We start from the raw sequence: 11,645 nt of genomic DNA on the forward strand, positions 1-11,645 counted from the left end.
GGTGTATTGAAGCGCAGGTTGGGGTAAATCCCAAGGGTTTCTCGGGCGGCAATGATTGCTGTAGTGCTCGACCTTCTCTGCGTGGGTACTTAGGCTGACAATCTATTGATCCAGCAGAGCCCGCCCATGACCCGCGACACCCTGGAACACCATCAGGTCCCGATCTACTTCGTTGCCGTCTTTGCGGCCGTCACGTTTGGCCTGCTCTGGCCCTTGTCGGCGCAGGGCCTCAGCCTTTGGGTGACCCCTGCCATCGCCGTGCTGATGTACGCGATGTTTTTGCAGATCCCCTTTCTTGAGCTGCGCCAAGGCGTGGGCAACAAGCGCTTCATGGCGGCCTTGCTCTTGGCCAATTTCATCCTGGTGCCTTTGCTGGTGTGGGGGTTGACCCGTGGCCTGGTGGAGCGCCCGGCGTTGCTGGTGGGCGCTCTGCTGGTGTTGCTGACGCCCTGTATCGATTACGTGGTGGTGTTTACCCATATCGGCAAGGGCGACTCGCGGTCGATGCTGGCGGCAACCCCGCTGCTGCTGTTGCTGCAACTGCTGCTGTTGCCGGTCTACCTGGGGCTGATGTTGGGCGAGCAATCCAGCGTGGTGGTGGCGGCGGGGCCGTTTGTCGAGGCGTTCGTGGGGTTGATTGTGGTGCCGATGCTTCTGGCGGTTGTGACCAGCGCTCTTGCGCGGCGGTCGAGCGCCATCAGCCATTGGAACAGTGCTTGGGCGTGGTTGCCGGTGCCGGCGATGGCGTTGGTGCTGTTTGTAGTGCTCGCTTCGCACATCACTGCGGTGGTGCGGGATTTCAATTTGTTGCTGCCTGTCATTCCGGTCTACGTGGCCTTTGTGCTGCTGGCGCCGTGGATGGGCATCGTGGCTGCGCGGCTTTTCGAACTGCCAGCGCCGACGGCGCGGGCGGTGACGTTCAGTGCGTCGACCCGTAACTCGCTGGTGGTTTTGCCATTGGCGCTGGCCTTACCGGAAGACGTGCGCGGCTTGGCCGCAACGGTGGTGATCCTGCAGACCCTGATCGAACTGGTTGCCGAATTGCTCTACGTTCGCCTGATCCCGGCAGTGGTGTGGCCCACCAGTCGGTAACCGCGTGAATGTTCAGGTCTGTTCAGGCGCCATTCAGGGGCGCGTTCGGCACCATACGCCAGCGCTTCCCACCTGACAGGTCACCCGATGGATCAACACAACCGTTTTCGCCTGGAGTCACTGGGTATTTTCCTGGTCGCTCTCTTGTTGTTCACAGTGGGCATCTGGGATCAGCAGCCCCAGGGTTTTGACGGGCGGTGGGCGCTGTTCCTGCAGGAAATGTATCGCCATGGCGCGAGTCTTTTCCCTACCACCTACGGCCGGCCCTATGCGGATTACCCAGGCACCGCGACCTTCTTCAGTTATCTATTCGCCCGCTTGTTCGACGCGCCGAACCACTTGGCGAATGTGCTGCCCACGGCGCTCGCGTCGGCGGGAGTGATCGCGCTGATGTATCGCCTGCTGGCACCCTACAGCCGTGCCTGGTCGCTGCTGACGGTGTTGCTCACGCTGCTCACCGCCCAGCTGCTCGAAAAGTCGCGGTCGGTGTGCCTGGACCAGATGGTTGCATTGTTATGCGTGGGCAGTTTCTACCTGCTGCACACCGGCGAACGCCTGGGGTCGCGGCTGAGGCAACTGGCGGTGTTCCCGTTGTTCATTCTCGGGTTTGCGATACGTGGGCCGCTGGGGTTGATTGAAGTCTGCGCGGTGGTGTGTGTGTATTGGGCGTTGGGCAAGCCGGGGGAGCGTGTCCGACAGGTGTTGATCCACGGCGTTATCGGCTTGGTGTTGCTCGCCGCGTGCTGGTGGCTTCTGATGAAGCTTGCGCGGTTCAGTGGTGGCGATGCGTTTGCCGATGAAGTCTTCAAGATGCAGGTCGGTGGGCGTCTGGATGAGTCGGGTGAGCCGTTTTACTTTTACTTCCAACTGAGCTTGTACCGCTACTTCCCGGTGGTACCGCTGGCATTTGCGAGCCTGTTTGCGTTGCGCCATCGCTGGCCCGAGCGTTGGGCCAATGAGCACCTGCAATTGCTGGTGCGCTTGGGGGGCTGCGGCTTGATGATTCTGCTTGGCCTGTCGGTACCGCATTTCAAGCGCGCTTATTACATTCTGCCGATGGTGCCGATGTTTGCGGCTGTCGCCGCCTATGGGCTTCTCCATGCGCAAGGCTGGCTGGTGGGCGTGCGCCGTGGCTACGAATGGCTGGTCGCGGCGCTGCCGACGTTGTGCGTGATTGTGTTGTTTGTGTGTCGATACGCCTGGCACAAGCAGGGCTACTGGCCGGAGATTTCCTTGCCGTTGATGATCGGTGCGTTGGTGGTGCTGCAAGCCGCCGCGTTGATTGCCTGGCAGCGAGCATGGCGGTTGGTGTGGCTCAGTCTGATCGCCCTGGCGGCGCAATGGCTGTTGCTGGTGACGGTGATAGAGCCGGCCAAGGACCTGCAATTCGACACCCGGCGGTTTGTCAGCCAGGTGGAGGCGTTGCGTGAGGCGCAGCCGGGCCCTTTGGTGTTTGTCGACCTGGCCCGGGATACCTGGGCGGTGCGCTACATGATGAACCTGGATCACGATGAACAGCCGCTGTTTGTCGGGCGTCACGAGCTTGAGAAATTGGCGGCGCTGCCCCGGCCCGCCTGGGTGATTGTGTCGCGCAAGGAGACTGCGCTGTTGAAGGGGTCGCCGGTGGAGCACCTGGCGCCGAGCTATCAGGGGCGCTTGAATGACAACCCGCTGATGGTGTTTTTGCTCAGGTAAGGAGGCCCTTGAGCCAAGGGCCTGCCGAGCAGCTGATTATTTGCAACGGAAGCTTTCAGGCATCGTGACCGTGTAATTGCGCTGCACGCGGTCCTGGAAATTCAGGTTCTGCAAACCCTGCTGTACCAGGAAGGCTTCGACCTTGGCGGCTTGGCAGTCGTCGTTATAGGACGACGCCCGTAGCAGGTAGACCGCACGCCTGCTCACTTCATCACGAGCGGTGACCCGGAAGGTGGTGAGCGTGGTGTAGCCGGTGCGCTCCGAGGTCCCTACCGGGCCGTAGGAAGTGTTTGGGGTGCTGGTGCAGGTCAGTTGGTCGGTCTTTTTCTTGTTCTTCTTGCACTGGGTGGTGGTGCTGTTTGCCACTTGCCCGTATTCGGTGGCGGTGTAGCGATATGTCACCTGCTTGCTGTCGACATCCAGGGTGACGGTCATTTTGATCGGTGCATGGTTCTTGGGCAGGGTAGTGTCGGTATAGACATTGCGAAAGCCCTGGTCCTGCATGGCGCGAACCATGTCGCGCAGGTAGTAGCGGGCATTGAGTGAGTTTTCATCGCTGCCGCCAGTGGAGGTCACCAGCACGGTTGCCTGGCGGTCAAAGTGGTAGTCGGGATCAGGCGTTGCGTTGATTGCTACGTCCAACTGCGTGGCACACCCACTGAGCAGGGCGGTCAGTATTAATAGGGTGCAAAGCAAGAAGCGGGTCATGAAAAAACCTTACAACTGAGATTTGGGTAAAGGCTGAACGATTGAGCCCAGAGAAAAATAACCTGCTGGGGTGATAAAAGCCTGATGGCTTCCCTCTGCCAATCGCAGGCACTAAGCCACTAAGGATACAGGGCAGCGGTCTCGGTCGTCATGGCACCCGTGGTTATTCAGCCTTCTGCGGGGCTGGCAACCATCCACCACCGTCTTCGAATTTCTCGATCAGGAAGTCCACAAAGACCCGCAACTTGGGCACGGCAAATTTGCTCGGCAAGAAAATCGCATGAATGCTGTCGCCGAAAGTACCCTCTGCAATGTACTTGGGCAAAATCACGCTGAGGCTGCCCTTGCGCAAATCGTCGGCGATGGAGAACGTGGGCAGCAAGCCTATGCCCACACCTTCCATCACGGCCTGCCTCACCGACTCACTGCTGTTGACGCAGAAACGCCCTGATACACGGACTTCGGTCACTTCCCCGTCGCGAAGAAAACGCCAGGATGCATCCCGCGCCAGGCCATTGATCAAGCAGTTATGTGCGGCCAAATCACCGAGGGTGGTGATGGGGGAGTGGCTGCTTAAATAGCCAGGTGTTGCACATAACACGTAATCGAGTTTGGCCAAGCGTCGCGCTATAAAACTGTCCACGGGCGTACTGGTCAGGCGTATCGCAATATCGAACCCCTCTTCGACAATATCCACATAGCGGTCGCTCAAGGAGAGCGTGACGCTGATGTCGGGGTAGGCGTTGAGGAATTGCCCAACCAAGTTGCTCAAGTGGAGGTTGCCAAAGGCAACCGATGTGGTGACCCGAAGGTGCCCTCGGGGTGCTGATTGCAAGCTTTCGACAGAGTTGAGTAATGCGCTGGTTTCCTCGGTAATCCGAACACCGTGCTGATAGGCAAGTTCTCCAGCTTCTGTGAGCGCGAGGCTTCGCGTGGTGCGATTTAACAACTTGGCACCGAGCGTTTCCTCAAGCCTGCGCATTTGTTTACTGACGGTTGACGTGGTCGAACCGAAGAAACGGGCCGCTTTGGAGAAACTTTTCAGTTCGACAACTTTAACGAAAACAAAGACATCCGAAATATTATCTGAGAAAGATTCCATTGTTTCTCCAGAGGACACAGGCTTGTTCTTTTTGGCCGTATTGTGCGCGTCGGGCGGGTTAAATACTTTGAATTCTCTAGCGGTTAAACCTTGGAGGATTCATGAAAGCCCTGACCAGAAGTTTCAATATTGCCCTGCCCGCCACTCTACTGCCTTTGCTCTTCATCGTCATGTGGAGTTCAGGTTATGTCGTTGGCAAAGTGGCACTCCCCTTTGTCGGGCCCTACACCCTGATCTTCATTCGCTTTGCCAGTGCAGCGCTGATCCTGCTGGGCGTGGCGCTTGCGACTAAAGCACCGTGGCCGAAAACCCGCGCTCAGTTCGGCCATCTGGTCGTGGTGGGTATCTTGATCCAGGCGCTTCAGTTTGCTGGCCTGTACATGGGGCTGGATCTGGGCGTGTCGGCTGCTGTGGCCGCGCTGATTGTCGGCACGATGCCGGTGTTTACCGCGTTGGGCGCCACCCGGTTTCTTAACGAAAAGGTCAGTCGTGTTGAGTGGCTCGGCTTGGTTGGCGGATTGTTCGGTGTCGCCCTGGTGGTCTATGAACAGCTCGGTGCAACTGCAACGGCCAGCCTGACAGGTTACTTGTGCGTCGTTCTGGCACTGGTTGGTATCACGGCCGGCAGCCTGTATCAGAAGAAGTACTGCACCGGCATGGACTTGCGCACGGGCGGTTTTATTCAGTTGGCCACGGCCTCTTTCGTGATGTTCTTTCTCGCCGACCACTTTGAAAACCTCGCGGTTCAGTGGACCCCAACGATGATCTTCGCGTCCGGTTGGTTGTCACTGGTCAACTCTATTGGCGCTATCAGCATCCTCTACATTCTCATGCGCAAAGGCGAGGCGAGCAAAGTAGCAGGGCTGTTCCATCTTATTCCCGCAGTAACAGCATTAATGGGCTTTGTATTCCTCGGTGAATCGTTCAGTGCAATTAACGCAGTGGGTTTTGCGATTACCGCACTGGCTGTTTATGCGTGCACCCATGTCAAGAAATGAGCTCAGCGTTCAACCATCCCTATCTAACGCCTCTTTATCCAGCGAACAAGGAAGTATCATGCATACCGGACAAATCCTTAAAGATGTACTCAACGCAGTACGCAGCAAAGAAGCCTTGCCGTGGGTGCCCTATACCGCCAATGGCCGAACCAAAACCGATATCGTGCATTTGTACCAGGGGCCCGAGGTGGATGGTCCATCAGCGGCCCTGGTGCGTTATCAGCCTGGTGCTCGTACCCAGCGCCACCTTCATCCTGGCTACGAACTGATTTTCGTGCTCGATGGCGTGCTGCATAACGATGCCGGTGCACACCCAGCAGGCACGCTTGAAGTCTGCCCGCCTGACAGTGAGCATGCGCTGTGGAGCGATGAAGGCTGCACCTTCCTGGTGGTGTGGGAAAAGCCCGTGCAGACCGTTTCCCTGGCGCAGGCGCAGCCATGATGGGCGCCCTCAATAGCGGCTTCAGCGTCCAGGCTGCCCCGGAGGCGACGCTCGCAGCGGCCTCGTTCGGCAGTGATTACGTGATGGAGCCAAAGCGCGTCATCACCGCCATCCAGGCGGCCGCCCTGGTACCCGATAATTGCACGATCACCACTGGGGGGTTTGGCAGTTGCGGGCACCCTGACTTGCTCACCGAAGCACTGGCGGCGCGCTTTGCCGCTACCGCACAGCCATCTGACCTGACCCTGGTTTTTGCGGCCGGGCAGGGTGACAAGGCCAGCCGTGGGCTCAATCAATTGGCTGTCAAAGGCCTGCTGAAAAAGGTGATCGGAGGCTACTGGGCGCTTGCGCCGTCGATAGGCCAGATGGCACTGCGTGGTGAAATCGAAGCGCACAACTGGCCTCAGGGCGTGATAAGCCACTTGTTCCGCTCAATCGCCGGGGGCAAAAGTGGGGTGCTCTCAGGGATCGGCTTGCACACCTTCATCGACCCCAGGCAGGAGGGGGGAAAAGTCGGCCCGGCTACGACTGAGGATCTGATCTCAGTGGTAAATATCAGTGGCCGTGAGGAGCTTTTTTATCCGGCGATGCCCATCAATGTTGCCTTTTTGCGCGGAAGTCGGGCGGATGTCGACGGCAATATCAGCATGGAGGACGAAGCCAACTTTCAGGACAGCCTCGCCCAGGCGCAGGCCGTTCACAATTGCGGCGGTATCGTCATCGTGCAAGTGATGGAGTTGGTCGACCGCAATTCGCTTGACCCTCAGACCATCCGTATTCCGGGGATCTTTGTGGATTATCTGGTTTTATCCACCCCAGACACGCATTGGCAAACCTACGGTGAGGTCAGAAACAACCCCTATACCGGGCGGTCACGCTCTGATACCGCCGTCACGCCGTTACCGCTGTGTGCCAAAAAAATCGTCGCGCGCCGAGCCTTGTATGAAATAGCCCGGTACAACGCGCCGATCGTTAACCTGGGTATTGGCACCCCGGAGTACATTGCAAGGGTCGCGAGCGAGGAGCGCTGCTCCGCCCATGTGCTTACTGTCGAGTCAGGGGTTATCGGCGGGACGCCCGCGCGCGGGCTGGCATTCGGCGCTTCGAGCAACCCTCAAGCGATCCTTGATCAAGCCAGCCAGTTCGACTTCTACGACGGTGGCGGAATCGATCTGGCATTCCTCGGGTTTGGTCAGGCCGACAGCCGTGGCAACGTCAACATCAGTCGATTCGGCGGGCGGCTCAACGGTGTCGGTGGTTTTATCAACATTTCGCAAAGCGCCAAGCGCGTAGTGTTTTGTGGAACCTTCACGGCCGGTGGTCTGGAACTGGGGTTTGAATCCGGGCAGTTAAGCATTGAGCGTGAAGGGGATATCACCAAGTTTATCCAGGCCGTTGAGCACATGAGCTTCAATGCCGCACATGCCCACTCGCGCAACTGCCCGATTCTCTTCATCACCGAACGGGCTGTGCTCGTTTTGAAGGACGGCCGCTTGATACTCAAGGAAGTTGCGCCGGGTATCGACATTGAGCGCGATATTCTGGCTCGCAGTACGGCCGATATCATCGTGGCTGACCACGTGGAGTTGATGCCCGCGTCGATTTTTCTCCATCAGCCGCTCTCTGTAACGGACAAGTACTGGCGTTCGCGTGACTAACTCATCATTTCATTGATGGCTCTTCATTCTTCGCACTACGCGTTTTGGAAAACACCATGAAAAAAATAACAATTGCCATAGTGGGCGGTGGTTCTGTCGGCGTCGCGTATTTTACGCAACTCATTAATGAAGCTGTTCGTCAGGGACTTAGCCGTCATTTGGATGTGCTGATCTTTGAGTCACAGAAAACGTCTGGGCCCGGTTATGCGTATCAAGCCGACTTCGAGTGCAACTTGCTCAATACGCGAGCCGACGCTATGTCTGCGGTGGCAGGCGATAAGCGGCACTTTATCCGCTGGCTGGAAGAGCATGGCGCTGATCAGGCGGTCGATTTTCCGCAAACAGTCATCGACGATCACGCCTTCCTGCCACGCAGCCTGTTCGGCAGATACCTGGCGCATCAGTATGAGCAGACGATGGCCTTGGCCCGCGCCCATGGCGTTAAAGTCACGGCAGTGACTTCAACGGTCACAGACCTGATATCGCTGTCCGACCAGCGCCCTTGTATTGATACCGAGAGCGGCGTGGCTTACGTGGCGGATCGGGTTGTGCTCAGCATGGGAAACCTGCCATCCACGCGGTTTACTCAGCTCAATGATGTGGCTGGCTTCGTGCGCACCCCATACCCGACACGGGACATGGTACGCAACATACCGGCCAACGCATCGGTGTGTGTGCTAGGGACCGGGCTGTCGGCCATTGACACGGTGCTCTCACTGACGGAAGCCGGGCACCAGGGGAAGATTGTCATGGCATCGCGCACCGGCCGCCTGCCCAGTGTGCGCGGCACCTTTAATCGGCCTCATACGCTGACTCATCTGACCCGAGCCCACATCGATAACTTCTGTGATGTAAATGGTGGTCAGCTCAAGCTGCATGACGTTTTTACGATGTTGCTGCGTGAGATCGAGGAGGTTACCGGTGACGCCTTGGACTTGAAGCGCATCTTGAATTCGGGCGCCGGTGTGTTGGACTACATAACGTCTGAGATCATGCAGGCAGACAATGCCGAGCGCCTGTGGCAGTCGGTCATTTACTCGACCAACTCCATTATCGACTACGTATGGCACCGTCTGTCTCGCGACGACAAGCAGGTATTCCAGACGACATTCGGCAGTCTTTGGTCTTCTTACCGCGTCTCGGTGCCGGTCAAAAACGCCCACAAGTTGCAGGCGTTGCTGAAGGCTGACCGCATACTGGTGCTCGGCGGCGTCAGCCAGGTCACTTACAACGAGGCTTCAAAGGTCTTTGAGACGCGCATTGACGACCGTCGCAGTGCATTTCGTACCGTCATCGAAAGTGAATATGTCATTAACGCCACCGGGTACTCCGTTCAGGTGGAACACTCTGACGTGCCGCTCGTGGTGAATCTGCTCCGTCGCAAGTTGGCCAAGCCCAATGAGTTCGGCGGCTTTGAGTTGGACTTCGAGACAGGAAGGTTGGTGGGTGCAGCCGGTGAGGCCTGGCCGCATGTCTCGGTACTTGGCAGCCTGGCCACCGGCACGTACTTCTGGACGAATGCGATGGACGTCAATGTCAGGTTGGCCCGGCGTCAGGTCGAAGATGCGCTCAGCGTATTGTCAGGCAGCATCTCTCACACGGCGTTGCCTTCGGCGCGAGTACCTCGTCGTCGCTCTGTCACTCGAAGAGGTCGCACGGCCTCCGCTTCGGCGAGCACCAGGCACAGTAGGCGCTACGGCCTGAAAGCTGCTCAGGGGAACGCAAGCGTGCTTGGGGTACCCGTGCGAGGGGAGCTGGTGTCGCCGACGACTCAGTTGGTCTGAGGGCGTTCTGAGCCTGGCCATTTAAATCAGGCCCGCGCAGATCGTTTCGGCTGCGGGACCTGAAGCCGGTTGAATCGAAGGCAATAAAAAACCCTCCCGAAAAACGAGAAAAACCCTGCAAGCGTAAACCTGCAGGGCTTCTCGATAAGCCCAACAGCAAGCCTGTCGGGTTTTAGTTCACACCACAAACAATCAAACGGTTTGATCTTTAATAGTGGTGCTTGGGCCGTTGGTCTTCACGCTTTCAATGCCCGCATTGCGCGCCGCTTCAGACGAGTAGCGCTGGCTGTTGCCAATGATCTGATGGTTCGCTGCCTTGAGGTTGAAATAAGGCTTGCCGTCCTTAGCCACTTCCTTGGCATAACGTGCGTCAAGGGGGCTATTTTCCTGTACGGAAGCAATGCCTTTTTCGGCTGCGCTGCGAGTGGTATATCGCTCACTGGTCAAAATGATTTCAGCGTTACCTGCCTTGAGAACAAAGCGAAATTGTTCGTCACTGCTTTTGCTTAACTCGTACCAACCTGCCATGGAGTGACTCCTTAATTTAGTTTCCGAAATTACTGTTCTAGCTAAGCGATGCAGGGGGGCCTTCCATAAAGCCATGAATCCCTTGTGCAGGCATTCAGGGGCGATATCTGGGGCGCCAACTCGCCGTGGTCAGGAAAGAGAAACCGTGCTCCTGAAGAGCAGGATCGTAGGCACCCACATTTGTGGCGTTATCTCTTATTCGTGGAAGCGTTCTGATATTTTTTAGCCCCCCAAACCTAGCAAATGGTGAAGGGAAAGGCTGCGTTGCAATTCTGAACTATTGTGATGGAGGCTCGAGTAACTGTAGTTGGATTTAGGGATTTTCTGATTGTTTTTTTGAAGTTCACAAAAGTTCAAATTTCTCACGGGCCATTCATCGGGTTTTTGATTTTTTAATCAATGGTATTTTTTAAAAAAGCCATATATATCAATGATTTGTTTTTATTTTTGTTTGTTTTTAACGTTAGGGCCAAAACATTGGCTTTTTAGAAGGCTGATGTTAGTTTGCCGCCATCTCCTCTCGATGGATCGAACATGTACTTGCCCGTGCCACGGACCAGGCTTTCGCTGTGTCTTATTTTGCTGTGTTGTACTGTGCAAAACAGCGCCTTCTCTGCAACTAATCCCGGCGATCAAGACCTGATTCGAGATCGGCAAAACCGCCTGCTTGAAGAGCAGCGGCGACGTCTTGACGAACTTAAGGAACTGCCCGGCAAAGAGGCAAAGTCCGCCGCTTCCACCGCGCCGGTGGACACCCGTTGTTTTCCCATCAAAGACATTGCGCTCAGCGGGGCCGACAGCCTGTCCGCAGCCGGCCGCGAGCACTTGCTGAAACCCTACGCCGATCAATGCCTGGGCGTTTCACAACTCAACGCCCTGCTCAAAGACCTCACCGACTTCTACATCGACAAAGGCCTGGTCACCAGCCGCGCCTACTTGCCGCAGCAGGACATGTCCAAGGGGCATCTGCAAGTCCTGGTAGTGGAGGGCAAGCTTGAAGGCCTGAAGGGCGCCGACAACAGCAAACTGTCGGACCGCGAACTGGCCATGGCCTTTCCCGGCAAAAGCGGCGAGATATTGAACCTGCGAGAAATCGAACAGGCTGTCGATCAACTTAACCGCTTGCCGTCAAATCAAGCCCAAATGGAGCTGACCCCGGGCGAGGCCGTGGGCGGCAGCGCGGTATTGGTCAAAAACAACCCGCAAAAGCCATGGCGTGCCAGCCTGTCGCGTAACAACGATGGCCAGAAAAGCACCGGCGAACAGCAGTGGGGCACCGGCTTTGAATGGGACAGCCCGCTGGGCCTGGCCGATCAGCTGATTCTGCGCGGCGGCCACGACGCCGTCAGCGATCACCAGAAAACCTCCAGGAACGCGATGCTGTATTACAACGTGCCCTGGGGCTGGTGGAACTTCAGCTACAGCTACAACCAGAGCGACTACCGTTCGGTGGTCCAGGGCGATGGTTTTGACTTCAAGCAAACCGGCGACAGTGAAAACCATCAGTTGCGCGCTGAGCGGGTGATCCACCGTGATGCCGTGAGCAAAACCTCGCTCAACGTCGGCCTGTCCCACCTGCGTACCAACAATTACATCGAAGACAGCCGCTTGGCCGTCAGCAGCAATCGGCTCAGCGAG

10 protein-coding genes are annotated in these 11,645 nt (G+C 57.1%); 7 read left to right on the top strand and 3 right to left on the bottom strand.

The annotated features are described in order from the left end of the window. The first annotated feature begins 126 nt into the window (after positions 1-126). The gene (locus CER19_RS27015; protein WP_116668612.1) at positions 127-1,092 is read left to right on the top strand and encodes an arsenic resistance protein; all 966 of its coding nucleotides are present in this window, start codon (positions 127-129) and stop codon (positions 1,090-1,092) included. Between the two features lie 87 nt (positions 1,093-1,179). Then, on the top strand, positions 1,180-2,787 hold the full coding sequence (locus tag CER19_RS27020; protein WP_116668613.1) for a glycosyltransferase family 39 protein: 1,608 nt from the start codon (positions 1,180-1,182) through the stop codon (positions 2,785-2,787). A gap of 36 nt (positions 2,788-2,823) precedes the next feature. Here the strand turns inward: CER19_RS27020 and CER19_RS27025 are convergent, their stop codons facing one another. After that, the gene (locus CER19_RS27025; protein WP_116668614.1) at positions 2,824-3,495 is read right to left on the bottom strand and encodes a hypothetical protein; all 672 of its coding nucleotides are present in this window, start codon (positions 3,493-3,495) and stop codon (positions 2,824-2,826) included. Positions 3,496-3,658: 163 nt separating this feature from the next. Beyond that, positions 3,659-4,597 (bottom strand): LysR family transcriptional regulator, encoded by a 939-nt coding sequence (locus CER19_RS27030; RefSeq protein ID WP_116668615.1) that lies wholly within the window; start codon positions 4,595-4,597, stop codon positions 3,659-3,661. A gap of 101 nt (positions 4,598-4,698) precedes the next feature. Between CER19_RS27030 and CER19_RS27035 the strand changes: the two genes are divergently transcribed. From CER19_RS27035 to CER19_RS27050, 4 genes are read left to right on the top strand one after another with little or no spacing between them, the layout of a single operon-like run. Next, positions 4,699-5,595 (top strand): DMT family transporter, encoded by an 897-nt coding sequence (locus tag CER19_RS27035; protein ID WP_116668616.1) that lies wholly within the window; start codon positions 4,699-4,701, stop codon positions 5,593-5,595. Between the two features lie 58 nt (positions 5,596-5,653). Further along, complete coding sequence (locus CER19_RS27040; protein ID WP_056782652.1) at positions 5,654-6,037, top strand: cupin domain-containing protein; 384 nt, start codon at positions 5,654-5,656, stop codon at positions 6,035-6,037. Beyond that, a complete protein-coding gene (locus tag CER19_RS27045) occupies positions 6,034-7,695 on the top strand; it encodes an acyl CoA:acetate/3-ketoacid CoA transferase (RefSeq protein ID WP_116668617.1) in 1,662 nt (553 codons plus the stop codon). The genes CER19_RS27040 and CER19_RS27045 overlap by 4 nt, the downstream gene beginning before the upstream one ends. Before the next feature lie 56 nt (positions 7,696-7,751). Then, positions 7,752-9,479 carry an FAD/NAD(P)-binding protein gene (locus CER19_RS27050; RefSeq protein ID WP_116668618.1) on the top strand — a complete coding sequence of 576 codons (1,728 nt, stop codon included), beginning with the start codon at positions 7,752-7,754 and terminating at the stop codon, positions 9,477-9,479. Positions 9,480-9,671: 192 nt separating this feature from the next. On the opposite strand, the gene CER19_RS27055 is transcribed toward CER19_RS27050, so the two are convergent. Beyond that, a complete protein-coding gene (locus CER19_RS27055) occupies positions 9,672-10,007 on the bottom strand; it encodes a YegP family protein (protein ID WP_116668619.1) in 336 nt (111 codons plus the stop codon). Positions 10,008-10,541: 534 nt separating this feature from the next. Between CER19_RS27055 and CER19_RS27060 the strand changes: the two genes are divergently transcribed. Continuing rightward, positions 10,542-11,645 (top strand): ShlB/FhaC/HecB family hemolysin secretion/activation protein (locus CER19_RS27060; protein ID WP_133298369.1); only part of this gene is annotated, 1,104 nt, incomplete at its 3' end.

It is taken from the genome of Pseudomonas sp. GL93, from assembly GCF_003408955.1.
Classification (GTDB): Bacteria; Pseudomonadota; Gammaproteobacteria; order Pseudomonadales; family Pseudomonadaceae; genus Aquipseudomonas; species Aquipseudomonas paracarnis.

What these genes read in the sequence shown, in the direction of transcription:
- CER19_RS27020 (WP_116668613.1), top strand. Translation starts at nt 1,180, where the DNA reads ATGGATCAACACAACCGTTTTCGCCTGGAGTCACTGGGTATTTTCCTG.
- CER19_RS27045 (WP_116668617.1), top strand. Translation starts at nt 6,034, where the DNA reads ATGATGGGCGCCCTCAATAGCGGCTTCAGCGTCCAGGCTGCCCCGGAG.
- CER19_RS27040 (WP_056782652.1), top strand. Translation starts at nt 5,654, where the DNA reads ATGCATACCGGACAAATCCTTAAAGATGTACTCAACGCAGTACGCAGC.
- CER19_RS27030 (WP_116668615.1), bottom strand. Translation starts at nt 4,597, where the DNA reads ATGGAATCTTTCTCAGATAATATTTCGGATGTCTTTGTTTTCGTTAAA.
- CER19_RS27055 (WP_116668619.1), bottom strand. Translation starts at nt 10,007, where the DNA reads ATGGCAGGTTGGTACGAGTTAAGCAAAAGCAGTGACGAACAATTTCGC.
- CER19_RS27025 (WP_116668614.1), bottom strand. Translation starts at nt 3,495, where the DNA reads ATGACCCGCTTCTTGCTTTGCACCCTATTAATACTGACCGCCCTGCTC.
- CER19_RS27050 (WP_116668618.1), top strand. Translation starts at nt 7,752, where the DNA reads ATGAAAAAAATAACAATTGCCATAGTGGGCGGTGGTTCTGTCGGCGTC.
- CER19_RS27015 (WP_116668612.1), top strand. Translation starts at nt 127, where the DNA reads ATGACCCGCGACACCCTGGAACACCATCAGGTCCCGATCTACTTCGTT.
- CER19_RS27035 (WP_116668616.1), top strand. Translation starts at nt 4,699, where the DNA reads ATGAAAGCCCTGACCAGAAGTTTCAATATTGCCCTGCCCGCCACTCTA.